Origin of the sequence: Clostridium sp. AM33-3, assembly GCF_003480315.1 — a bacterium.
GTDB lineage: Bacteria > Bacillota > Clostridia > Lachnospirales > Lachnospiraceae > Brotaphodocola.
This window is the reverse complement of record NZ_QUIV01000022.1, coordinates 1-23036: the sequence shown is the minus strand read 5'-3', so window position 1 is coordinate 23036 and position 23036 is coordinate 1. Positions and strand designations below refer to the sequence as shown.

Annotated in this window: 25 protein-coding genes; 1 reads left to right on the top strand and 24 read right to left on the bottom strand. The window is 50.9% G+C overall.

Features of this window, described 5'->3' with window-relative positions; translation table 11 throughout:
* The 24 genes from DW819_RS12080 to DW819_RS11965 all read right to left on the bottom strand — a co-directional run bounded on the left by DW819_RS12080 (position 1) and on the right by DW819_RS11965 (position 21944).
* On the bottom strand, positions 1–1038 hold the full coding sequence (locus DW819_RS12080) for a cytidylate kinase-like family protein (protein WP_118733504.1): 1038 nt from the start codon (positions 1036–1038) through the stop codon (positions 1–3).
* 15 nt (positions 1039–1053) lie between these two features.
* On the bottom strand, positions 1054–2394 hold the full coding sequence (locus DW819_RS12075; protein ID WP_243025837.1) for a sodium:proton antiporter: 1341 nt from the start codon (positions 2392–2394) through the stop codon (positions 1054–1056).
* A 227-nt stretch (positions 2395–2621) separates the two neighbouring features.
* Complete coding sequence (locus DW819_RS12070; protein WP_118531089.1) at positions 2622–2957, bottom strand: Asp23/Gls24 family envelope stress response protein; 336 nt, start codon at positions 2955–2957, stop codon at positions 2622–2624.
* Positions 2958–3109: 152 nt separating this feature from the next.
* On the bottom strand, positions 3110–3895 hold the full coding sequence (locus DW819_RS12065) for a SpoIIIAH-like family protein (protein WP_243025835.1): 786 nt from the start codon (positions 3893–3895) through the stop codon (positions 3110–3112).
* A gap of 16 nt (positions 3896–3911) precedes the next feature.
* Positions 3912–4484: a stage III sporulation protein AG gene (locus DW819_RS12060; RefSeq protein ID WP_243025833.1), complete on the bottom strand. Its 573-nt coding sequence runs from the start codon at positions 4482–4484 to the stop codon at positions 3912–3914.
* On the bottom strand, positions 4387–4980 hold the full coding sequence (locus DW819_RS12055; RefSeq protein ID WP_177304362.1) for a stage III sporulation protein AF: 594 nt from the start codon (positions 4978–4980) through the stop codon (positions 4387–4389). Before DW819_RS12055 ends, DW819_RS12060 begins: the two co-directional genes overlap by 98 nt.
* Positions 4981–5047: 67 nt before the next feature.
* Entirely contained in the window at positions 5048–6139 is a 1092-nt protein-coding gene (locus tag DW819_RS12050; RefSeq protein WP_182432644.1) for a stage III sporulation protein AE, read from the bottom strand.
* A gap of 92 nt (positions 6140–6231) precedes the next feature.
* A complete protein-coding gene (locus tag DW819_RS12045; protein ID WP_118733499.1) occupies positions 6232–6618 on the bottom strand; it encodes a stage III sporulation AC/AD family protein in 387 nt (128 codons plus the stop codon).
* An 8-nt stretch (positions 6619–6626) separates the two neighbouring features.
* Positions 6627–6821: a stage III sporulation protein AC gene (spoIIIAC, locus tag DW819_RS12040; RefSeq protein WP_118530868.1), complete on the bottom strand. Its 195-nt coding sequence runs from the start codon at positions 6819–6821 to the stop codon at positions 6627–6629.
* A 12-nt stretch (positions 6822–6833) separates the two neighbouring features.
* A complete protein-coding gene (locus tag DW819_RS12035; protein ID WP_118733526.1) occupies positions 6834–7361 on the bottom strand; it encodes a stage III sporulation protein AB in 528 nt (175 codons plus the stop codon).
* A 2-nt stretch (positions 7362–7363) separates the two neighbouring features.
* Positions 7364–8329 (bottom strand): stage III sporulation protein AA, encoded by a 966-nt coding sequence (gene spoIIIAA, locus DW819_RS12030; protein WP_182432643.1) that lies wholly within the window; start codon positions 8327–8329, stop codon positions 7364–7366.
* Positions 8330–8404: 75 nt separating this feature from the next.
* Positions 8405–9151: a hypothetical protein gene (locus DW819_RS12025; protein WP_118733497.1), complete on the bottom strand. Its 747-nt coding sequence runs from the start codon at positions 9149–9151 to the stop codon at positions 8405–8407.
* Positions 9152–9180: 29 nt separating this feature from the next.
* Positions 9181–9660, bottom strand: a complete 480-nt coding sequence (gene rlmH, locus DW819_RS12020) for a 23S rRNA (pseudouridine(1915)-N(3))-methyltransferase RlmH (RefSeq protein WP_118733496.1) — start codon at positions 9658–9660, stop codon at positions 9181–9183.
* Positions 9657–10643, bottom strand: a complete 987-nt coding sequence (locus DW819_RS12015) for an alpha/beta hydrolase (protein WP_118733495.1) — start codon at positions 10641–10643, stop codon at positions 9657–9659. Before DW819_RS12015 ends, rlmH begins: the two co-directional genes overlap by 4 nt.
* A 69-nt stretch (positions 10644–10712) precedes the next feature.
* Positions 10713–12179, bottom strand: a complete 1467-nt coding sequence (locus tag DW819_RS12010; RefSeq protein WP_182432642.1) for a hypothetical protein — start codon at positions 12177–12179, stop codon at positions 10713–10715.
* A gap of 55 nt (positions 12180–12234) precedes the next feature.
* On the bottom strand, positions 12235–12933 hold the full coding sequence (locus tag DW819_RS12005; protein WP_118733494.1) for a response regulator transcription factor: 699 nt from the start codon (positions 12931–12933) through the stop codon (positions 12235–12237).
* A 15-nt stretch (positions 12934–12948) separates the two neighbouring features.
* Positions 12949–13701 carry a helix-hairpin-helix domain-containing protein gene (locus DW819_RS12000; RefSeq protein ID WP_182432641.1) on the bottom strand — a complete coding sequence of 251 codons (753 nt, stop codon included), beginning with the start codon at positions 13699–13701 and terminating at the stop codon, positions 12949–12951.
* 149 nt (positions 13702–13850) lie between these two features.
* Positions 13851–14834 carry a glycoside hydrolase family 25 protein gene (locus DW819_RS11995; protein WP_118733492.1) on the bottom strand — a complete coding sequence of 328 codons (984 nt, stop codon included), beginning with the start codon at positions 14832–14834 and terminating at the stop codon, positions 13851–13853.
* A 100-nt stretch (positions 14835–14934) separates the two neighbouring features.
* Positions 14935–17376: a homocysteine S-methyltransferase family protein gene (locus DW819_RS11990; protein WP_118733491.1), complete on the bottom strand. Its 2442-nt coding sequence runs from the start codon at positions 17374–17376 to the stop codon at positions 14935–14937.
* An 86-nt stretch (positions 17377–17462) separates the two neighbouring features.
* The gene (locus DW819_RS11985; protein WP_118733490.1) at positions 17463–18116 is read right to left on the bottom strand and encodes a vitamin B12 dependent-methionine synthase activation domain-containing protein; all 654 of its coding nucleotides are present in this window, start codon (positions 18114–18116) and stop codon (positions 17463–17465) included.
* Positions 18117–18178: 62 nt separating this feature from the next.
* Positions 18179–19036, bottom strand: a complete 858-nt coding sequence (gene metF / locus DW819_RS11980; RefSeq protein WP_118733525.1) for a methylenetetrahydrofolate reductase [NAD(P)H] — start codon at positions 19034–19036, stop codon at positions 18179–18181.
* Positions 19037–19107: 71 nt separating this feature from the next.
* The gene (locus tag DW819_RS11975) at positions 19108–20130 is read right to left on the bottom strand and encodes a hypothetical protein (protein ID WP_118733489.1); all 1023 of its coding nucleotides are present in this window, start codon (positions 20128–20130) and stop codon (positions 19108–19110) included.
* 153 nt (positions 20131–20283) lie between these two features.
* Positions 20284–21207, bottom strand: coding sequence for a SufD family Fe-S cluster assembly protein (locus DW819_RS11970; RefSeq protein WP_118530845.1), 924 nt, complete (start codon positions 21205–21207; stop codon positions 20284–20286).
* Positions 21207–21944 (bottom strand): ABC transporter ATP-binding protein, encoded by a 738-nt coding sequence (locus DW819_RS11965; RefSeq protein WP_118733488.1) that lies wholly within the window; start codon positions 21942–21944, stop codon positions 21207–21209. Before DW819_RS11965 ends, DW819_RS11970 begins: the two co-directional genes overlap by 1 nt.
* A gap of 213 nt (positions 21945–22157) precedes the next feature.
* Between DW819_RS11965 and DW819_RS11960 the strand changes: the two genes are divergently transcribed.
* Entirely contained in the window at positions 22158–22943 is a 786-nt protein-coding gene (locus DW819_RS11960; RefSeq protein ID WP_118733487.1) for a DUF134 domain-containing protein, read from the top strand.
* Positions 22944–23036: the final 93 nt, after the last annotated feature.

Sequence of the window (23036 nt, the reverse complement as noted above, 5' to 3'; positions counted from 1 at the left end):
TTACTGTGGGAAATTCAGCCTTCCCTCCCGGTCCAGCATACGCAGAATAAAATCCACAGAACCATCAATTCCATAAGCAGCACTATTTAAACACAGATCATAGTTAGAAGCATTGCCCCATTTTCTTCCGGTAAAGAAATGGTAATAATTCTGATGATCCCGGTCCAGCTTCCTGAGCAGGTGCTTTGTCTTCTTCTCACTGAAATCCGGGTGGATTTTCATAGCACGACGCAGACGCTGCTCAAATGGTGCCGTAATAAAAATACTGATGTGCGGAATATGATTGTTGGTCAGGATCACATCGGCACAGCGGCCCATCACAATAAAATCTTCATGTCGCGCCATCTCGCAGATCAGGTCACTCTGGTTAAAAAAGATTGCATCCCGTTTACTTAAACCGTGATACCGGCTGAATTCGGCAGCCCAGGTTTTCAGCGTCATCTTCTGCGGCTTCGCGAAAGCAGTTTCCTGATTTGCCATGTCCAGAGTTTTTCCCGGATAACTGCTCAGATCCTTTACATGGTCTTTTTCTGCCTCCAGGCGTTTTAACACCGCAGAGAAAATTTCCGCATCATAGTAATTGATCCGCAGGCGGTCTGCCAGGGTAAATCCGATCTCATTGCCGCCACAGGCATAGGTACGGCTGATGCAGATGATCAGATGGTCCTTGCCGGTGAAACGGTTTTCCAGATTCAGTGCATTTAAGCTGGCCATTCTCTGATCCAGTACATCTCCATCTCCAAAACTGGTAGGCAATGCCATCACCTCATGCAGAATACCCGTGTATTCCCGCATGATCATAGAGCGGCTTTCCTTATCCGGGATGGTGCGGGCCATATTGCTGATCAGGGCCAGCTCACTTCGAAGCTGATGACCGCTGTCACGCTGCATCATCAGCTGGACGATCTCCGTCACGCAGCGTTCCCGGTCCCGGTTGAACACACGACCCAGGGAAGAACCAAGACGGGTATAAACTTCTGCATCCAGGTCGTAGATCCGCTCCGCAAGCTCGCGGAGACTTTCCTGTGTATATTCCATAGTCTGTTCTCCTCCTTATAAAAAGAATACCAGCGTGTCCAGCAAAAATACCGGAATCAAAAATGTAACAGACCAGAGCAGATAGCCAAAAAACGAAGGCATCCGGATACCATTCTCGTCAGAAATAGATTTGACCATAAAGTTCGGAGCATTGCCGATATAGGTATTTGCTCCCATAAATACAGCACCGCAGGAAATAGCCTCAAGCATAGCGATCGGAACCGTTCCCAAAATGGTCGTCATACCTTCGGTAAAGCCAAGGGCCCCGGCTGTGGTCAGAAATACCAGATAGGTCGGCGTGTTATCGAGGAAGCTGGACAGACATCCCGTAGCCCAGAACATCTCAAAAGGTTTGCTTAAACCAAGGCTTGCGCCATTTGCCTTTAAGATCATGAGTGCCGGCTGCATGGTAATAAAGATGCCGATAAAAAGTACTGCAACCTCGTGGATAGCCCCCCAGGTAAAGTGGTTCTTCCGGCGGATTTCCACATTTGTCGTTTTAAAAGACAGAAAGGCCGCCACAAGAATCATCACAATCTCGATCAGAGCCGGATAGGTTAAGGTCACTTCACCAAACAGCCGGATTCCGCGCACTGCACCCTCTGCATCCCGGAATGCTTCCATCCCAGGAAGAGTTCCGCTTAAGATGACAGCCGCCACGATCATGACCAGAAAGATCAGGTTATGGAGTCCCAGAATGTGGACCTCCGTACCCGGTTTACTGATATCTGGCTTTAAACCATCCGCGATATCCCTGCGGTAAGCCCTGCGGTCCAGAAAATAAAAAATGGTCAGCAGAATGACTGCATTAAACAGCAGAACCGGCAAGAGATGCAGGCTCCAGAAAAAAGGAATGCCGCGCATAAATCCCATCAGCAGCGGCGGATCTCCGATCGGAGTCAGGCAGCCGCCAATATTGGAGATCAGAAAAATGAAGAACACCATGATGTGGCTTCTCCGTTTTCTCCAGGCATTCATCTTGATGACCGGGCGCACCATCAGCATACTGGCCCCCGTCGTACCGATCCAGCTGGATAGCATGGTGCCGATCAGAAGAAGTCCCACGTTAATGCGCGGGGATCCGGCCAGATCCCCCTCCAGGGTAATATTACCAGACACGCAGAACAAACCAAACAGCAGAATGATAAAGGTCAGATAATCATCCACGATACACTCAAGCACCTTCTCAAACGCCTGTCCCGGTCCGTACACAAATGCAAAAGGCAGCACAAACAGCAGAGACCAGAATATGACCGCATGCGGCTGATGTGTCTCCCACCACTCTGCTTTGATGAGCGGAAGCACCGCGATGCAAAGCAGCAGTCCTGCAAATGGAATGCAAAATGCAAGATTCATCACTATTTCCTCCTTTGTTCTCCCAATCCCAGACAGCAATCCAAATTGTTCTTTTTGAAAATCATGCATGATTATAACACCATTCTCACCAAAATGTAACCATCGATATTTTATTGTCATGTTTTTCGCAAGGCATCCGCAGATTGAAGCTTCACAGAACGCAATTTCCTATCATACAAAAAAGCCGGCCCTTTTCCCCGTCCGGCTTTCCTGCTTTGTATTCTGTTTTACTGCTCGTTGATGTTGACGCCTGCAATGCGGATATTGACATCCAGCACAGTAAGGCCGGTCATGTTCTCAATAGCGGACTTCACACGGTCCTGAACACGTTCGCTCACATCAGGGATATTGTAGCCATACTTGATGTTTAAAGACAGATCTACAGACACATGCTCCTCGGTTACGTCCACTTTTACACCCTTAGACAGATTCTTCATACCAAGCTTTCCTACCAGTTCATTGGTAATGTTGCCGGCCATGGAATCCACACCATCTACCTCTGTTGCTGCCAGGCCCGCAATGATAGCTACCACTTCATCCGCAATACGCACCTCGCCCATCATCTCTTTTTCATATAATTTATGTGTATTTCTTCCTTCTAACTCTGCCACAGTATTCCCTCCTCAGATCAGACAGATTCCATAGCTTTCACCAGAAATCCATGTTTTCTATAGTATAACAAATCTGCCATGATTTGCAAAGGGGCATTTTCCGTTTAGTCCTCAAGATTCAGGAGTGTGATAATGATGTTTTCAGCCCCGACTTCTGTTTTCCGCTTTACAATATCCTCGATCTGTGCGCGCTGCTGGTCCGTGATGGAAGGTGCATGGATCACAACGTCTACCTTGCCGTCCGTCAGGCTCACCACCGGATCTGCAAAGCCCCGGGCCTGCAAAAGCGTCTCCGCAGCATTCTCCTTTTCTGCCACCGCCGTCATGGCGATCATGTTCTGGATTGCCTCCTGCTTGGCAGCCTCATCAATGTTCGTGCTGTTAATGATGGAATTTAAAGTTTCCTTATTTCTTGCGCGGATCTGCTCCCGGTTTAACTGCACGCCGGCTATGTAATCTGATACAGTAAGCCCGCTGGTCAGTACCGCTTCGCCCGGATTTTCCATGCCGGCTTCCTCACCGCCGTCCCAGCTGTCAATCACAGCCTGGTCCGTTCCCGCATCTGCCTCTGCCAGAAAACTTCCATCCTGCGATGCTTCCGCCTGAAGCTTTGTTCCTTCCGCCTGTGGCTGTGCTTCCTCGATCATGGCGGTATCCTCCTGTCCCTTTTTCTGGTTTTCCGCTAGCAGATCCTCTTCCGAAATATCAAAGGTTCCGGCCTGATAGATGTCTTCTCCGGTACTGGCTGCCAGATCCCTTTTTCCGGCATAATTCAGATATCCGGCAGCCGCGATCATGATGGCCAGAGTTGTAATGATGATCTGGTTCCTTCGAAACAGTTTTTTCATATTGATGTCCTGTTTTGGTGTTCCTTCCCGTTTCAGCTTCATACCGACGCTCCTTCTTTCACTCCACCCGCTTTAACACTTTTATTTTATTCGCCGGAAGTCCGAATAATGCCTCCATAGCCCCGGAAATCTCTGCCTGGACCGATGCATTTCCTCCCCCTGAGGCGCTGATGATAATTCCGGCAATCTCCGGATAAACCTCCTTTGCCACCACAGGTTCCTGACCGCTTCCGCTCCCTGTCAGCACCGTATTGTGCTCCTGATCCATCGTTTCCACAGAACGGTCTGTTCCGCTCCCCTTTTCTGTGGTCACTGACTTCGAGCTGCTGTTGTCCACCTGGATCACCTTTTCCACAGAGGATTTTAGTACGATCATCACATCCACTTCCCCCACGCCGGAAACACCCCGCAGGATTTCCCGCACCCGCTTTTCCAGCTTCTGCTCATAGGCCGCCGCATCCTGGCTGCCTGGCGCAGAAGCCGTTACGTTTTCAGCTTCCATCCGGGATAGCGGCAGAGTTCCTCTGCTGCTCTTACTTCCCACCGGGAATGCCAGAATACACAGGATCACCCCCACCGTCAGAAGAAAAATCCACCGGTCCTTCCCCTCCGGCAATTTCAATTTCCACATACCGCTCCTCCAGACCATAATATTCCTGAATCTTATTTGACAGCTTCTCTTTTTCCGTTTCTCCAGACTGTTGCGGCAAAACCGCAAAAATGCTCTGCACCGTCCCAAATTGCGGACTGTTTTCATTGTTCTCAATGTGAACGCTGCATTCTGACAAATCCAGGCCGCAGGACCTGGCCAGTTCCTGTATATCCTGGCTGACCGCTTCCTCATACTCGGAAAGTACCCGGCCCAGATATTCCTGCTCTTCCGCTCCCAGATCATCCTGCAGTTCTCCGGCCTCCCAGCGGAGCACCAGATTCTCGTAACTGCGTGCCAGCACTTCTTCCAGGTCAAATCCGGAGGTAAATGGCTCCGCCACCAGAAGGATCAGTACCATACCTGCAAACAGCCGGATATACTTTCCGTATTTCTGCCCCGGAAGCAGATTTTCCATCACCGACAAAAACAGGAAGAATGCCACCAGGTTTCGGATCCATTCGTATACCGCCGTCACACAGCCACCTCCCTTTTCCACAACACTTTGGTTCAGGCACACGTTCCCGCATACCAGGCCTTCTTCTCTACGATGACAGGTAAGCCGCATTCGTTCCCTGACAGATCAGTGCAATGGTAACTGCAAACAGCAAAAATCCTGACGCTGCCACTCTCAGCAGCATTGCCTGAGCCTGGGCCGCACCGCTCAGACAGGCTGTCAGACGATTATCTGCTACCGGCTGCAGCACAGCTGCCACCCCTCGGTAAAGCAGATACAGAACCAGAATCCTTGCCAGTGGCAGGATAGAAAGCACAAACAGCAGCAGAACAGCCGCTGCGCCCATGGTATTTTTAATGAGCACGCCGGATCCCATCATCAGCTTTGTCACCGCTCCCGCCCCGTCTCCGATTCCGGGAATTGCCTGTAAAAGCCGCTGCATTCCGGCATTCTTCACAGAATCTGCATATGGAAGCACCATGCCCTGGATCAGCTGAAATCCCAGCACGATCCCGATCAGTGATCGGCTTCCCCAGCTGATCCCGGATCTTAAAAGTTCCGTCATCCGTGAAAACATATCCTCTTTCACCATGGATCCTGCCAGTACTGCCAGAAAATAGATCCGTACGAGTGAAAGCAGAAGCCCGGCATAAAGCTTCTGTACCCCTGCGATCAGAAACAGGGCTGCTTCATACCACGCCGCGGAAGAAAATCCTGCGCCGGACCAGACCACCGCGGTAAAATACGAAGGAAGCAGTACCTTCATAAACTGGATCTGACGTTCCAGCACCTGTGCCGCGGCTCTCGCACTTTCCCCGAAAACAGCCGCCAAAATCGCGAACATCATCAGATAGGTCAGGAAAAATCCGGTTTCCGCCACAGGGCCCACGGAAAAGACTTCAGAAAATCCGGCAAACAGAGCTCCAAACAGACCAAGCGCCAGAAGACGTCCCGCCATGCGGTTTTTTCCCTGCAGTTCTCCCAAAGCCGCCTGACGAAGTCCCTCCAGACACAGCGATGACGCTTCCTTCAGATTTCCGGACGCCAATGCCCGCATCAGATCCGCGAAACAAATACGATGGCCGGAGCTGCCCAGCTCCTGTTTCAGATAATCCTCAATATCTCCAATGCCGGAAAGCCCGTCCCCTGAAAGTACAGACTCCACCGCAGCTGTATCCATGGCCCATACTCTGTCTTCGGGCCAGAACCGGCAGAATATACAGAATAAAAAAAAGCCGGCAGCAAACGAGACCAGCCATCTTCTCCCCCGCCTCATGCCAGAAATCCCTGCAGCGTATCCAGCAGTGCCAGAATAACCGGAATACTGACTGCCAGAATAGAAAGCTTTCCAAAAATTTCAATCTGGGTGCCCAATGCCGCGTACCCGGCATCCCTGCAAATTCCGGAAGCAAATTCCACGATATAAGTGATGCCTGTCATTTTCAGCAGCGTATTCAGATAAACCGGATTGATACGGATCATATCCTGGATTTTCTGCAGACCATCCAGAATTCCTTTCAGCCGCAGCGTCCCATAAAAAAAAATGACACAGGCTGCTGCCAGCACCAGATACAGGCCATACTCTCCTTTCAGGCTTTTTAGCTGGACTGCCATCAGCACTGTCATGATCCCAATGATTCCCACTGTTACTACTGTCATACCGTCCCCTACAATGCAAACAGATTTTTCATAGTTTCAAACAGCTCATAAATATATGGCACAAGCCAGAACAGAACAAGCACCAGCCCCGCCAGACTGGTCAGAAATGCCTGTTCCTCCCGTCCGCTATGCCGCAGTACCTGACAGATCACAGATACCAGGATTCCCACCGCGGCAATGCGAAAAATCAGATTCACGCCCATATGTACCCTCCATCAGACCAGGATCACCGCAAGAAACAGACCGCCCATGACACCGAGACTGGTATACAGCCTGCAGCGTTCCTGTTTGTGTTCCCGCAAAACCAGAAGCTCTGTATCCACCTGTTCCAGATACAGGAGCAATGTCCTCTCCTGGGTCTCCCGATCTAAAAAGCCAAGATGCTCGCCCAGAGACTCCAGCATCTGCCTGTCCGACTTTGAAAGTGCCGTCTTCCCCTCCATCCCGGAAACCACATTCCTCCATACTGTCGGAAATGGCTCTCCGGGCTGTGCCTCCAGCAGAGCTGCCGTTTCCTGAAACAGGTTTCCCAGAGTTCCGGCCACCCGTTTGCCCACCGTCCCGAAAGCTTCCGGAAGAGGTGCGCCGGCATACAGAATCTGTCCTTTTAAAAGAAATACCATCTGCTTTAACTGCTCCAGCTCCAGAATCCGCTGACGGTACCGCCCGGCAAACCAGATGCCGGTTCCGGCCGCTCCACACAGAATACAGACTGCACCAGACAGCTTCATCCATCCCTGCATGTTCAAAAGCACTCACCTCCCACCGGGTAAAGCCTGCATCCCCTGGAATCGTAGATTTCCCCGATATTGCCCACTTTTCCCCTGTTATTTAAAATTACATACCGCTCAAACCACTTTTCCAGCACCATCTTTCTCAGCACCGGTTTCTGTCTGATGTCCTCCATTGAATTTCCATGCACCGTGGCTACCAGCTTGCAGCCGCAGTTCATCACATACTCGATCGCCTCCAGATCTTCCCGGCTTCCAATCTCGTCCACCGCGATCACCTGAGGTGACATAGTCCGGATCAGCATCATCATTCCCTGAGCCTTGGGGCAGCAGTCCAGAATATCCGTCCGGATCCCTAGCTCATTCTGCGGAATCCCCTGGTAACAGGCTCCAATCTCCGAACGCTCATCGATCACCCCGATGGTCAGCCCCGCATGCTCCCTGCTGCCATTTGACACCTGCCGGATAATATCCCGCAAAAGTGTGGTTTTTCCACATCGCGGCGGCGATACGATGAGCGTATGAAAGATCATGTCCCGGTCATACAGATATGGAAGCACCGTCCCTGCACACCCTTTCACCTGGTGGGACAGACGAACATTGATGAAGGAAATGAACTTCATGCTGCGAATCCCGTGACCGTCTGTGATGATCTTTCCGGCGATACCGATGCGGTGTCCACCCTGGATCGTAATAAACCCCTGCCTGATTTCTTCCTCGAAGGCATAGAGGGAATAGCTGCTCATGTAATCCAGCGTTTCCTTTAACGCATCCCTTGTCACCAGATATGCTTCTTCCGCGCGCATGCTCAGATTTCCTTCCCGTGTGATATAATACTCACGGTTGCTGCAGATCATCAGAAGCGGGGCATGGACCCGCAGCCGTATCTCCTGTACCTGTTCGAAATCTACCGTGACCTGCTTTAAGATCTCACGGATATCTTTGGAAAAAATCTTGATCAGTTCTTCCCGCTTATCCAAAAAACACCCCTCCCCTGCATAATATATATGAGGGAAGGGGTGTTTTTTATTCATTTTAGAGAAAATTGCATTTCGTCACTGCTGCAACGCGCCGGAAGCATCAAACCGGTACTGCATGCCTTCAATAGTGTACTCACCTATCGCCATGGCACCACTCTCCGTGCAGTAGTAGCGCTTTTCGTTCCAGTCGATCCAGCCAGTCTGCATGTAGCCCTGCTCATCAAAGAAATACCAGATTCCGCTTGCCGGATCCTGCCACCAGCCGCCCTTCGGATAGCTGCCATCTGAATTCCGGTACCACCAGCGGCCCGTGCTTTCTTCCCGGATCCATTTCGCCTGGATCACGACAGAGGCTTCTTTCTCCGTTTCTGCCGCAGAACCGTTTCCGGCTCCCGGACCTCCGTTTTTCAGCCCGGAAGTACTTCCGCCGTTTTTGATCATCTCTGCAAAGCTCTCAGAAATATAGGTTGTCTCTGACTCTTCCGACCAGTAGCCATCACTGAACTCCTTGGAACCAGACTTTGCAAGAGCGCGCACCTTGAATGTGTAATCACCCTCTTTTGTCATTTTCTTTTCCATGTCGTAATAATCCTTTTTGGTTTTCACCGTATCCATCTGGCTGTCATTGCAGAAAAGCCGGATTTCATACTGGTAGGCGTCATCTACTGCATCCCAGTTTGCAGTGGTACCGTCATCTCCCCAGTAAACATCGGATACCGTGTCCAGTCTGGTCCTGGATGCTGCCAGAGCTGTTACCGCCCCTGCTGCAGACAAAAGACCAGCTGTCAAAATCAGTGCAATTTTCGTTTTCCAGTTCTTCAAAATAAAACACCCTCCTATCTGAATTTATTTTATTTGTGATACGGCTCTTTATGAATGATCCGGTAGCTGCGATAAATCTGTTCTAACAGGATTACTCGCATCAGCTGATGCGGAAATGTCATTCTGGAAAAACTCAGTTTGTAATCAGCACGGCTCAGCACGTCCTCGGAAAGCCCCAGAGAGCCTCCGATCACAAAGACCAGCTGGCTGACTCCGCCTATGCCAAGCTTGTCAATCCGTTCTGCCAGTTCCACTGAATCCAGCATATTTCCGTTGATTGCCAGGGCAATCACAAACGCGCCGTCCTTGATCTGCTCCAGGATCCGCTTTCCTTCCTTATCTTTGATCTGCAGTTCTTCTGCTTCGCTGGCCTTATCCGGTGTTTTCTCATCTGCCACCTGGATGATCTCCAGCTTGCAGTACCGGCTCAGACGCTTCGCGTATTCCGCAATGGCATCTGTGTAAAACTTTTCTTTTATTTTTCCTACCGTCACCAGTGTAATTTTCATGACTCTCTCCTGCTTCTTTCCCTTCCGGACTTTACCCGTTTTACGGTTTTTCCCTCTTTCTTTCGCTCAATGCAGTAGATGATCTCCAGAAAATGGCTGACCTCATCCCATGCCTCTCTGCTCTCCGGGATCAGACGCAGCGCCATCTGAAAAACATGGAACATGCCCTCGTATACGGTGACCCGCAGCTTTCCGTGAGTTTTGCGGACCTTCTCGGCCACCCTTAAGGTATCATCTAACAGCACTTCCTCGCTTCCTACCTGAAATAAAATGGGCGGAAACTGTTCAAAGCTTCCAAACAGAGGAGAAATATACGGATTCTCCGGGTCTGCATCTCCAATGTAGGTACTGTGAAACAGCATATTGTCTGTAGTACCTCCAAACTGCGGATCGCGGTTAAAATTGGTCTGATAAGATTTCCCGCTGTTGGTCAGATCCGTCCAGGGAGACATCACCAGTACCCCTGCCGGCAGATCCATACCATGATCCCGCAGATACATGACCAGGGCAAGAGCCAGGCCGCCGCCGGCGGAATCCCCTGCGATCACGATCTTGTCTGCTTCATAGTGCTTTTCCCCGATCAGCCACTGATAAGCTGCCACTGCATCCTCCAGGGCTGCCGGATACGGATGCTCCGGAGCTACACGATAATCGACGGTCAGCACATCACCACCAAAGCTCCTGCGACAGTACTGAATCGCAAAATCCCGGTAAATATTTTTCATAGGGCCGATGTAGCCGCCACCGTGAAGCTGGAGAATCACACGGCCTGTACAGACTCCGGCCGGACGCAGATATTCCATTTTAAAATGCTCCATCCCCACGATCTCATATTCATAATCCGGCGGACAGATCCATGCAGGTTCCTTCGGGTCCATCCGGTATTCCCCGGTCTGGATCTTGTGACCCATGGCAGAATCCATCATGTTCTTCATCATATCCCGCACCAGTTTTCCCCGCAGACTCACTTCTCTGTTCTTCAAGTAATCATCCTCCGTCTTAAGTCCTGTCTGTTGCAGCTCATGCTTTGCATGAACGGTTTGTTCATTTTTTCAGATATGCAGCCGCCGTCTTAATTCTTCCCTCCAGCTTCTGCGTCCGCTTACATAATCGCGGATTCCCTTTGCGGCTCCCATACCGGTATTTCCTACCTGCTTTGCCATGCGGGTTGCCTTCTCCTCTGCGCCTCCGCGCCGGATCAGTACCTTACGGACACGCGGATAGATATCCCGCTTTGCCGCAGCAGAAAGCTCATTTCCCTCGAAGCGCACCGGCACACCGTCCGCCTTTAATTTTCGGAAAAACTGCTTTTGCAGACGGCTGTCCGCAAAGACAGAAGTAAAGGTAATGACCATCTCATCTTTGTACGCACAAACCGCACACTTCACCGGCTGGCGCCTGGATACACCGATCATTAAGTGGAACCTCTCGATGAGGTCCGCATACTCCGGCTCCATCTGAACCGGCCCAATATTGGATAGTGTCATGGTATAGGCACGGTCCTTTAAGCGGAACACCAGAGAAAGCGCCGGTACTTTCAGGAACAGCGGGATTGCCCGCAGATACCATTTTTTCTCATTGGAAACATTGTAGGCAATGCTTTCTGCCAGCTTATCCTTGTCAATCTTGCTGTCCATCTGACTGCTCACCTTCTTAAGCAGCACCTCAAACGGAATGTCCGGATTACGAAACAGCCAGCCGATCATGGTAACCGCAAAGAAATTCGCCATCGTATCAGAGCCGAAGAAGGCGCGCAGATTGATCGGCAGATTCAGGACTACGGCCCGCCTGCTGCTTCTTCCGCCCAGATACTCCTGCCAGATTGCCCAGATCAGTGCTGCTGCCAGATACTTGGTAATACTGACTCCATGCTGTTTGCAAACAGTCTTCAGCCGGCTCACCGGCACATAACCATGCAGGACCTGACCACTTCCCAGCGGAAGATAATGTCCCTCCAGCTGGTATGCCGGTTTCGAGCTGTAGCTGCGCGGCTTTCCATCCTCACCATGCTCCAGATAACTGTCCTGAACATGGAAGACCTCCTGGTTTCTGGCTTTTTCATCGTCCTGCGTCATTCCTTCCGATACACCGGCTGCCAGCCGCAGGTACTGCCTGATCAGGCACTTTAAAAAATTCACCGCGCCGAGACCGTCTGTCAGCGCATGGAATACCTCCAGATTGATCCGTTTCTCATAATACGTGACCCGGAACAAAAAGCGCTGATTTCCATGCGGATCGATAAAACGGCATGGATACGTATTCTCACGCTTTACCTGCGGGATCCGGTCATTTTCCTCAAAATAATACCAGAAAAGTCCCCTGCGCAGCTTCACCCGGAAATTGCGGATCTCCGGCAGGATTTCCTCCAGCGCCCTACTAAGGAGTTCCGGATTTACCGGTTCTTTCAAAGTTGCGGAAATCCGAAATACCTGACTTACATTTTCATTTGCGATCACCGGGAATATCTTGGCTGTATTGTCCAGCCTTCTCCACCGGTTCTTCCATCTGCTCTGTCCCATGATGCTCCACCTCTCATACCGCAGTTTACTTTCTTAAAACCACAGCGTTTCTGTCTTATGCCCGGAAGTAATAGCCGACCCCCCATTTTGTGTGTACATATTTTGGATCGCTCGGGCTCGGCTCGATCTTTTCACGAAGGCGTCTTACGTGGACGTCCACGGTCCGGACATCACCGGACTCCGATGCCTTATTGCCCCAAACAAAGGTCAGCAGGCTCTCTCTGGAGTAGACCTTATTCGGATTGCATACCAGCAGTTCAAGAAGGTCGAACTCTTTTGCCGTCAGGTTGATCTCCTTCTCTCCGATAAAGACCCGGCGGCCCTCCCGGTCAAGCTTTAAGTCTCCGGCCGTTACCATCTTGTTTTCTGCCTCTTTAGCCCTGGCAGATTTCTTCGAGTTTCTGCGCATGATGGCCTTGATGCGTGCCTTTACCTCCAGAATATTAAACGGCTTAGTCACATAATCGTCCGCGCCGTATTCCAGCCCCAGGATTTTGTCCATGTCTCCGCCCTTGGCAGTCAGCATGATGATTGGCATCTCTGAAAACTCCCGGATTGCCTGACAGACCTCAAATCCGTCATGCTTTGGAAGCATGACATCCAGAAGGACTACGTCGTACTCCGTCTGCTTTGCAAGATTGATCGCCTCTTCGCCGTCAAACGCGCAGTCTACTTCCATTCCGTCCTGTTCCAGACTGAAACGGATGCCTTTCACGATCAGTTTTTCATCATCAACCACCAGAATCTTTGCCATGTTCTCACCTATTCCCTATACTGTAATGTTTTCTTTTATTTTCTGAAAGGCCGTGTTCTTGATTCCCGGCACTTTCATGATATCTTCAATTTTCGTAAAACCGCCGGCCTCCTCCCGGTACCGGATGATGTCCTCTGCCCTGGATGATCCAATTCCCTTTAACGTCATCAGCTCTTCCAGAGATGCCGTATTGATGTTGACCAGGGCCGCCTCCGGCGATGCAGCGGATCTGGTTCCCGCTCCGTTTACTGTCCCGCTCCCGGCAGTGCTGCCATATGGATGCTGCGCCAGCCAGGAAGGGTCCTTCACCTGAGCTCTGGATGGGATCTCCAGCTTCATGCCATCTATGACAGGCTCTGCCAGATTCAGCCATGATTCTGCGGCCTGCTGCGTAAAACCGCCTGCAAGATCGACCGCCTCATAGATCCGCGCGCCCTCTGAGACTATGTATACCCCCGGAGAAAAGACCTCTCCGCAGACATATACATAGCAGACTTCCGGCTCAGACAAAGCAGCTGTTTCCATATCATTCCCAGACTCTGCGCTTTGTTCCGATTCACCTTCTCCGGCCATTGCCGCGCACGCTGATGTTTCTGTCCGGTCTCCGGCCATATCCGGCGCGCTCTCCGCCTGAAATGCCCTGTTTTCCTGTGCAGCAACGGCTTTCTGCCCTGTATCCCGACTGCTGCAGCTGTAAAAGGCTCCTGCTACCAGCAGACCAAACAGCAGCATCAGCCATTTAAAAATTACAGATTGTTTATTCTTCATGTTCATCTCTCCGTTTCCAAAGAGAATCCCAGATTCAGCCTAGCTCTATTCTACCGAAAGGCTTACGTAAATACAAGCGGTATTTCAAGAAAAACGGCAGAGAGCTGTTGCGCTGTTCTGCCGTTTTTCTTTTATGGATCTTACCATTTTTACTGCTCTGATGGAGATTTCGTCAGCTGGCTTTCATCCTGTCCGGCTGTCTGAACCGGAGATTCACTGCTCTTTTGCTGCTGTTCTTCCTGTGCAGACGGACCTGGCCTGGTATCGGTCGACGCTCCTGCTTCCGGTGTTTCCCGGGTTGCTGACGAAGCCGGAACACCTACACCCGGACCTGCATTCACATAAGAACCAACCGTATAGGTTGCGTTTCCGGTATTGCCTGCTGCCAGCTCCGGATAATCATAGTAGGAAGCCTCAATGCAGACATTTCCGGTTATACCGGCTACAGAACCGGTCTCCGTAAACTGCCAGATCTTGCGGTTCTGGAACTCGCCGTTTGTTCCGTAGCGTGCATACCAGATATCATACGGCACCTGGGAAACATCCACGTAATTCGTCAGCCACTGGTTGTTGCCATAGAGCATCGGCCGGTATCCGGCATCTGCAATGGCCTTGCAGAAGACATTGGTCTGGTTTGCCAGCTCCTGCGGAGTCTTTCCGTTATCCAGCAGATATTTGGATTCCACATCATAGGCCACCGGGTAGGAAATCTTGTATCCACGGATCTGCTCCAGCACAAACTGTGCCTCCTGCCGGGCTGTTTCCTCATCCAGTGCCATGGAGTAAAGAAAGACACCCACACGGATTCCGTGACTGATGGCTCCTTCCATATTCTCCCGGAAATAAGGATCCGGATCATTCAGATATCCAATCCGGATCATGGCAAAGGTTACTCCGTCTGCCTTCACGGCATCCCAGTCAATGGCTCCCGCCTGATTCTGATATTTGGAAATGGTTACGCCCTTGGCCACAGCTCCCTCAAGCTTCGTTCCGTCACTGCGGTAAAAGCCCTGTTCCTGCACCGTCAGCGTTTCTGCCGCCATGGCCGGTACCGCCGGAGTCTGCAGAACAAAAAGCCCGCAGAGTGTGAGCGCCGCCAGACGTTTTCCTGTATTGTTCTTATGAAATAACATCAAAAAAAATCTCCCTTCTATCTGATTGCTTCAGTCCATGTATCTTAGTGTAATTCAGACAGAGGGGAGATTCAATTTCTATTCCTTTAAAAATTTCTTACTATTTTGTAAGGCCGAACACCTGCTCCGCGTAATTTACAGAGGCCATGGCATCACGGCAGTACTGGTCTGCCCCCATGGTATCGGCATATTCCTGGGTCAGCACGGCGCCGCCTACCATGACCCTGGCCCACGGCGCTGCCTTGCGAAGCTGCACAATGGTTTCTTCCATGCTCGGCACGGTGGTGGTCATCAGCGCAGACAGTCCTACCAGCTGAATGTGTTTCTCCACTGCCGTCTCCACGATGGTCTCAGGCGGAACATCCTTGCCAAGATCCAGCACATCATAGCTGTAATTTTCCAGAAGAACCTTGACGATATTCTTTCCGATATCATGAATATCTCCCTTTACCGTTGCCAGGATGATGGTCCCCTTCTTCTCCTGCTTCTGTCCGCTGGCATCCATCTTCTCTTTGATTACCTCAAAGGCGCCCTTTGCTGCCTCTGCGCTCATCAGAAGCTGCGGCAGGAACATGGTTCCCTTCTCAAAGCCCTTTCCGACCACATCCAGTGCCGGGATGATCTGGCTGTTGATCACATCCAGTGCGTCCTGAACCGTCAGCAATTCCTTTGCCGCATGCACAGCCTGATCCTTCAGTCCTTTTACAATACTGGCATGCAGGTCTGACGTTCCCTGTCCGTCCGTTGCTCCCGATACACTGCCGGCAGACGCACCGCCATTTCCGGTCACTGCGCTCTGTCCAAGGCTGGCCACCTGACCACTGTAAACAGAAATATACTCGCTGCACTGCGGATCTAAATTCATCAGTGCGCGGAAACTGTAGTATGCACGCATCATGGCTTCGGAATTCGGATTAATGATGGCTGCACTTAACCCGTTCTGCATTGCCATGGTAAAGAACGCAGCATTAATGATTTCACGCTGCGGCAGTCCGAAGGAAATGTTGGACACACCAAGAATGGTCTTTCCGTGAAGCTCATCCCTTACTCTCCGCAGAGTTTCCAGTGTGGTGATGGCGCCCCGGCTGTCGGAGCTTACCGTCAGGCACAGGGCATCGATGATGATGTCTTCCGGCCCAATGCCGTACTCTGCCGCGGTCTTATAAATCTTCTCCGCCACCCGGATACGGCCCTCAGCTGTCTCCGGGATACCGCCCTCATCCAGCGCCAGCGCCACTACAACGCCTCCGTACTTCTGTACCAGCGGAAATACCGTGCGCATGGACTCTTCCTTTCCGTTTACGGAGTTGATGAGAGGCTTGCCGTTGTATACACGCATTGCCCGCTCCATAGCCACCGGATCCGTGGTGTCCAGCTGAAGCGGCAGGTCGATGATGCTCTGCAGCTCCCGAACTACCTCCTCCAGCATGGCCGGCTCATCGATCTCCGGAAGTCCTACGTTTACATCCAGAACATGGGCACCGTGATCCTGCTGGGTCACGCCCTCTCTTAAAATGTATTCCAGATTGTGATCCCGCAGAGCCTGCTTAAACTTTGATTTACCTGTCGGGTTGATGCGCTCACCGATGATAACCGGGTCCCTTCCGATCTCAACTGCCTGCGCAAAGGAGGAAACCACGGTGCGGTTTTTCCTAGTCACCGGCACCGGCTTTTTATCCCTGCAGAGCTCTGCCACCATGCGGATGTGCTCCGGCGTGGTGCCGCAGCAGCCGCCCACGATCCGGGCGCCCATATCCACGATTTCTTCCTCGGTCTTTGCAAAATAAGCCGCATCAATATCATAAACCGTTTTTCCGTTCTCACTTCTCGGCAGACCTGCATTTGGATTGATCATGACCGGAATGGAGGAAACCTCCAGGATATCTTTCAAGATCTCTTTCATCTGTACCGGACCGAGTCCGCAGTTCATACCCAGTACATCTACGCCCAGACCCTCTAACATTGCTACAATGGAGGCCGGACTGCCGCCGGTTAAAAGCTTGCCCCGCTCATCAAAGGTAACCGTAACAAAGACCGGAAGACTGCAGCCCTCTTTGGCCGCCAGGACAGCCGCCTTAGTCTCATAGCTGTCACTCATGGTCTCGATGAGGATGAAATCCGCGCCGGCATCCGCGCCGATCTCCACCACCTCCCGGTAGATGGCACAGCAGTCCTCAAAGGCCAGATCCCCCATTGGCTTTAACAGCTTTCCGGTCGGTCCCATATCCAGGCCGATCCAGGCCTGCTTTCCGCTCTGGCGGATTGCTTCCTTCGCGTTTGCCACTGCTGCACGGATAACCGGCTCTAACTGAAATTCCGTGCTATCATTGTACTTTAACCGGTCTACCCCGAAGGTGTTTGTGGTCACAATATCTGCACCGGCTTCCAGATATGCTCTGTGGATCTTCACAAGTTCCTCCGGATGTGTGATGTTCCAGGTTCCCGGAAGTTCGCCCGGCTTTAATCCTGCCTCCTGCAAAAGACTTCCCATTCCTCCATCACAGAATAAGATCCGGTTCTGTAATTCCTGTAATATATCCATGTTTAACCAATATCTCCTTCGCATTTTTCCTCGCAGCTTTTCTGCGTCCATCACAGTTTCTGTCTGCTTTTCGTTCTTCCTTTTCCTTATCTGCGGTATGCACAGTCCCGCTTCGCGCAGGCCTCACAGCCCTGCACCGTACAGTTTCTGGGCAGACGGCTCACACCGATCACTGCCGTCACCGACTTGGACGGTGCCATGAGAAGGCTGTCTGTCAGTGTTACACCGATCCTTTTATTCAACTCCAGCGCCGGAGCTATCTGCCGCTGGCACTCCAGGGAGAAATCTCCGTATCCGGGACTGAAGCGAGGGCGCAGATACCAGCCCTTTTCTTCGTATTCCTCTTTCAGCTTCTGATTCTGTTCATCGCAGAAGGTCTCCAGCATAGCCACCGAGGCAGCCTGCATCACCACGGCCTTACTCATCTGGATCATGTTGTAGCGGTGAAGCAGCACATCTACCCGGCTTCCGAGTGTTGCCGCAAACAAAAGTACCCGTTCGCAATCCTTCAAATTGCGTTCCAGGCTTTTGCTCTGCGTCTGCAGACATGTCATATCAATGCTGTGATCCTGAATGCAGAGCGGATACTCCCGCCATATCACTCTGGGAGAAGCCGCCTGCTCCAGCTCCTGTTTGCACTGTGCGATCAGATCCGTAAGATTCTGATCCGGGACCGTTCCATTTTTGCAGCCCAGATAGCGCAGCAGTTCCCTGTCGTTCCAGTGAAATATCTCTTTCATGAATCCTGTTCTCTCCGTTTTTCTGCCCCGGCCTTCCGGCTTTGTACGCCGGGCCTTTTCTGCTACCGGATGATTTCGGAAAGGCTGCCCTTAATCTGTGCTGCCACATCCGGCTTATTCATGGAATATACATGAATTCCGTTCACATGATTCGCGATCAGGTCAATGATCTGTTCCGTTGCATAGGCAATGCCGGCCTGCTTCATAGCCGCAGGATTATCACCAAAACGGTCAACAATGGCTTTAAAGCGCGCCGGAAGATAGGTTCCGGACATAGAGCAGATGCGCTTGATCTGGGCTACATTGGTCACCGGCATGATGCCTGCGATCACCGGAACCGTAATGCCCTTTTCACGCACGCGGTACAGATAATTGTATAGGATGTTGTTGTCAAAGAACATCTGGGTAGTCACGAAGTCACAGCCGGCCTCTACTTTTTCTTTCAGATGCTGGATATCCTCCGTCTTATTGACAGACTCCACATGCCCCTCCGGATAGCAGGCTGCACCGATGCAGAAATCGCCGGATGCCTTGATCTCTGCAATGAGTTCCGATGCATAGCGATAGTCGTTCTCAACTTTTCCGTCCTTTGGAATGTCACCGCGCAGAGCCAGTACATTCTCAATCCCCTCTGCCTTTAACTGCTCCAGAACCGAATGTACCTTTTCTCTGGTGGATGAAACGCAGGTCAGATGCGCTAACGGAGTAACCCCCTTTGCCTTTAAGGATGCTGCGATATCAACCGTATACTGGCTGGTACCGCCGCCTGCGCCGTAGGTCACGCTCATGAATGCCGGATTCAGCTTCGCGATCTCGGAAGCAGCCATTTCTACAGACTCGTATTTATCCTCTGTCTTTGGCGGGAATACCTCAAAGGAAAGTGTTGGTTCGTTTTTTGCAAGAATATCTCTGATTTTCATACGTACTGTTCCTCTCATATTTATGATTTCATAGCTGTTTTGTACCTCAGGCACATCATACATTTTGGCATTTACAGACTATCGGTATGCTCTCCATAACTGTAGCTGTCGCTGCTTCTGTCAGGATAGATCCACACACTGCAGTTTTCATCTTCCGCATCCGGAAATTCAGCATTGATACCGGCTCCGCACCAGACCCCCTCTGTTTGGTTCACACCGGGTTCCATCATCCGGGCATACAGCTCATCCAGGTCTGCCGCATCAGAACGATGTTTCTGTTCCATATCCCATGCATCCGCATCGTTTAACATCAGCAGAAACTGCTTCGTCAGAACCGTGATGGAATCTCGTTCCGGGACAGACAGATAAATCTGATGGAGCTGACCTGTAGCTGTGTCGTAGTCAAAATCCACATAGGCATACGTGTCCTCTGCTTCCATATAATAGGTTTCTGTGGAAGAAAACCAGGTAGTCTCATCGGAATATACCGTGTTGTGGGAATAGGTATCTGTTCCGGCCAGCGGAATCTGACAGGTATCAAACAGTTCCCGGATCGGACTCTGCAGAGCTTCGATCGTGACTTCAAAATGCAGTTCATCCGTGCAGGGACCGCCGTAAGCTCTTGCTTCTTCATCCGTCAGTTCCCGGAAATCAGACCCGCTGATACTGTCAAATATGCTTCCGGTAATATCAGAGAATGAACCAGCCATACCGCTCAGCAGCCTGAACAGCCATATCACAACCATCAGGAAAATATACAAAAGAATCAGTTTTCGAACCGGATTTTTCTTTTCGATAACCGTCTTCGACTGCCCTGACGCGCCTTTTTCTGTGGTTCGGACCGCCCGCTCTGTTTTCACGCTTCGCTCTCTGCCGGAAGATGATCGCACTGCCTTCCGCCTTTCGGCTCCGGCATTCGTATGCTCCTCTTCTGCATTATGGTAACTGCAGTGCGCCTCGTTTTTCGGGTGGCGCTCATTCAGATAATACGTGACATTCATATACAACGGGTCCTTCACCCAGGAGTGACATGCGCTGCAGTAGTGGGCATGCTTCATAACCTGGTCACAGACCGGACAGATTCGCTGCATCATAAAAAGAGACACCTCCTTACACGATTTGCCTTTAAGTATAACATAAGATTCCGGGATTTTCTACGAAAGGAATATGTTATTTTTCAGGCAAGCAAAACAGGAATGAAAAATCCGCTGCTGCAGATCCTTCATTCCTGTTCCTATCACAGAATATTAACTTAAAAAGTTTTCAATGATCACATTCTCAGCTTCTGCCTCGGTCATGCCAAGGGTTCTGAGCTTCAACAGCTGCTCATCATTGATTCGTCCGATGGCTGCCTCGTGAACGATCGCAGCATCCACATGATTGGCCTGAATCTCCGGAATTGAACCAACTTTTGCATGATCCATGATGATAGAATCACACTGGATATGAGCATGACATTTGGTGTTTCCGACTGCCTTCGGATGGAATACCTGGGAAGACTCCCCCTTGCCTACAGAACGGGAAACGATCTGAGCTGAGGAGCCGCTTCCATTCATGCAGACCTCCATATCTGACTCCGCATGCTGTGTTCCGTCTGTCATGATACGCTCCACCACATAAAGCCTGGAGCCTGCCTCCATGGAAACATTGGTTCTGCGCACTGTGGAATCCACACCTTTGATCTGAACGGTATCCAGGGTAAAAACAGAATTCTCGCCTACCTCAATGTTCGTCACCGGATTTAAGATACGGCTTCCGGTTCCGTTGCCCTCTCCGTAATGCTTTTCTTCATAACGGACATTGGCATTCTTTCCTACATGGAAGGTATGAATACCATCATGACGGCTCTCATTGCAGCCGCTGTTGTGGATACCGCAGCCTGCCACGATAGTCACATCCGCACCATCCGCGATATAGAAATCATTATAAACCAGATCCGTCATGCCGGAAACACTGACTACAACCGGGATGAAGACTTTTTCACCCTTTGTATCACCGTCAATCAGGATATCGATCCCCGGCTTATCTTCTTTCTTACGGATCTTGATGTGCTCGCTGTCTCCATGACAGATCGATACGCCATTCTGGCGAAGATTATAAGCACCTTTCTGCGCAAATCCTTCGCTGATCTGATCCAGAACCCCCTGGGTGGTCTCATTGATCTGTGCCATCAGCAGACACCTCCTTCCAGTCCATTCGCACACTTGCCGCAGCCCTCCTGTGTAAACAGAGTTGGCAGGACTTCCTCACGGCTGCCGTATTGTTTCACTTCACCATCTTCGATCACCATGATCTTGTCTGCCATACGGATGATCCGCTCCTGATGGGAAATCAGGATCAGGCTTTCCTTTTTCTCTTTGTGGATCTCCTCAAACCGTTTGATCAGCATAGAAAAGCTCCAAAGATCAATACCGGCCTCCGGCTCATCAAAAATGCTGACCTTGTGCGGTTTCGCCAGTACCGTTGCAATCTCCAGACGCTTCATCTCGCCTCCGGAAAGTGTGCCGTCCATCTGTCGGTTCAGATAGTCGGCAGAACAAAGTCCTACTGCAGAAAGCAGCTTACAGCTTTCTGCCTCCGTCAGATCCTTTCCAGCCGCAAGAGACAGCATTCTAGCTACAGTCATGCCCTTAAAGCGCGGCGGCTGCTGGAATGCATAGCCGATTCCTGCATTGGCACGATGATCGATATCGTAACCGGAAATATCCTCTTCATCCAGGAAAATCCGACCCTCATCCGCTTTTTCAATGCCTGCCAGCACCTTGGCCAGCGTAGACTTACCGCCGCCATTCGGCCCGGTAATCACTAACATTTCACCATCCGCAACCTGAAAACTGACATGATTGACCAGACAGCGTTTTCTGCCCTCTTCATTCACCTCAAACGTGAGGTTGTCTACCTTTAACATGTGATTCTCACCTCTTCTATAGTATGTCCGCTATGTTCCGCATTTTCCGCAACCGGCGGAACACAGTGTATCGTTCCTATTGGATGGTACCCTAATCAGGCAGATCTGTCAATCTTTATATCCCGAAGTTCCCAGGTTAATAGTGGTTTTCGTATTGACTTTTGTTATTTATGAGTTATAATCGACATATGTCGAAAACAAGGAGGATTTCAGATGCCGAGACCCCAAAAATGCAGGAGGATCTGCTTTATACCGCAGTACGATTCATTTTATCCGGAAAACAGCCAGACCGATGACACGATCACACTTACACTGGATGAATATGAAGTGATCCGTCTGGTTGACCTGGAAAAGAAAACCCATGAACAATGCTCCGCGCAGATGGATGTTTCTCGCACAACGGTCACGGAAATTTATGAAAGTGCCCGTTATAAGCTTGCACAGTGCATCGTAAACGGGAAACGGCTCATCATTTCCGGCGGAAATTACCGAATCTGCGAAGGGCGGGAATATCCCCGCTGCGGGCAATGCATGTGCCACATGGCCACGGCAGAACACAGTTTTCCTGTTTTCCATCTACAACACAACAAAGGAGAAGGTATTATGAAAATTGCAGTTACTTATGAGAACGGAGAAATTTTTCAGCATTTTGGACACACAGAGCAGTTTAAGCTCTACACGGTAGAGAACGGAACCATAACTGCTGTCGAAGTTGTTGATACTAACGGAAGCGGACATGGAGCTCTTGCCGGTTTTCTGCTGGAACATAACGTCGACACTCTGATCTGCGGAGGCATCGGCGGCGGTGCCCAGAACGCACTCGCCCAGGCCGGCATCCAGCTGTACGGCGGCGTAAGCGGAAACGCAGACGAAGCCGTAAATGCACTGTTAACCGGAACCCTCGGCTATAACCCGAACGTACATTGCAGCCATCATGACCATGAAGGTGAAGGACATGCCTGCGGCGAACACAGCTGCGGTGAGCACAGCTGCCACTAAAGATCATTGTAATTATAGGACAGAACGAAAAAAAGGGGCTGTCGCACTAACGTGCGGCAGCTCATTTTATATATCCAACACAAAACGCCGAGC

Coding starts and splice junctions, on each gene's coding strand:
- DW819_RS12080 (WP_118733504.1), bottom strand. CDS start 1,038: ATGGAATATACACAGGAAAGTCTCCGCGAGCTTGCGGAGCGGATCTAC.
- DW819_RS12075 (WP_243025837.1), bottom strand. CDS start 2,394: ATGAATCTTGCATTTTGCATTCCATTTGCAGGACTGCTGCTTTGCATC.
- DW819_RS12070 (WP_118531089.1), bottom strand. CDS start 2,957: ATGATGGGCGAGGTGCGTATTGCGGATGAAGTGGTAGCTATCATTGCG.
- DW819_RS12065 (WP_243025835.1), bottom strand. CDS start 3,895: ATGAAGCTGAAACGGGAAGGAACACCAAAACAGGACATCAATATGAAA.
- DW819_RS12060 (WP_243025833.1), bottom strand. CDS start 4,484: ATGTGGAAATTGAAATTGCCGGAGGGGAAGGACCGGTGGATTTTTCTT.
- DW819_RS12050 (WP_182432644.1), bottom strand. CDS start 6,139: ATGGATACAGCTGCGGTGGAGTCTGTACTTTCAGGGGACGGGCTTTCC.
- DW819_RS12045 (WP_118733499.1), bottom strand. CDS start 6,618: ATGACAGTAGTAACAGTGGGAATCATTGGGATCATGACAGTGCTGATG.
- spoIIIAC (WP_118530868.1), bottom strand. CDS start 6,821: ATGGGCGTGAATCTGATTTTTCGCATTGCCGCGGTGGGAATCCTGGTA.
- DW819_RS12035 (WP_118733526.1), bottom strand. CDS start 7,361: ATGCAGGGATGGATGAAGCTGTCTGGTGCAGTCTGTATTCTGTGTGGA.
- rlmH (WP_118733496.1), bottom strand. CDS start 9,660: ATGAAAATTACACTGGTGACGGTAGGAAAAATAAAAGAAAAGTTTTAC.
- DW819_RS12010 (WP_182432642.1), bottom strand. CDS start 12,179: ATGGGACAGAGCAGATGGAAGAACCGGTGGAGAAGGCTGGACAATACA.
- DW819_RS12005 (WP_118733494.1), bottom strand. CDS start 12,933: ATGGCAAAGATTCTGGTGGTTGATGATGAAAAACTGATCGTGAAAGGC.
- DW819_RS12000 (WP_182432641.1), bottom strand. CDS start 13,701: ATGAAGAATAAACAATCTGTAATTTTTAAATGGCTGATGCTGCTGTTT.
- DW819_RS11995 (WP_118733492.1), bottom strand. CDS start 14,834: ATGTTATTTCATAAGAACAATACAGGAAAACGTCTGGCGGCGCTCACA.
- DW819_RS11990 (WP_118733491.1), bottom strand. CDS start 17,376: ATGGATATATTACAGGAATTACAGAACCGGATCTTATTCTGTGATGGA.
- DW819_RS11985 (WP_118733490.1), bottom strand. CDS start 18,116: ATGAAAGAGATATTTCACTGGAACGACAGGGAACTGCTGCGCTATCTG.
- metF (WP_118733525.1), bottom strand. CDS start 19,036: ATGAAAATCAGAGATATTCTTGCAAAAAACGAACCAACACTTTCCTTT.
- DW819_RS11975 (WP_118733489.1), bottom strand. CDS start 20,130: ATGATGCAGCGAATCTGTCCGGTCTGTGACCAGGTTATGAAGCATGCC.
- DW819_RS11970 (WP_118530845.1), bottom strand. CDS start 21,207: ATGGCACAGATCAATGAGACCACCCAGGGGGTTCTGGATCAGATCAGC.
- DW819_RS11965 (WP_118733488.1), bottom strand. CDS start 21,944: ATGTTAAAGGTAGACAACCTCACGTTTGAGGTGAATGAAGAGGGCAGA.
- DW819_RS11960 (WP_118733487.1), top strand. CDS start 22,158: ATGCCGAGACCCCAAAAATGCAGGAGGATCTGCTTTATACCGCAGTAC.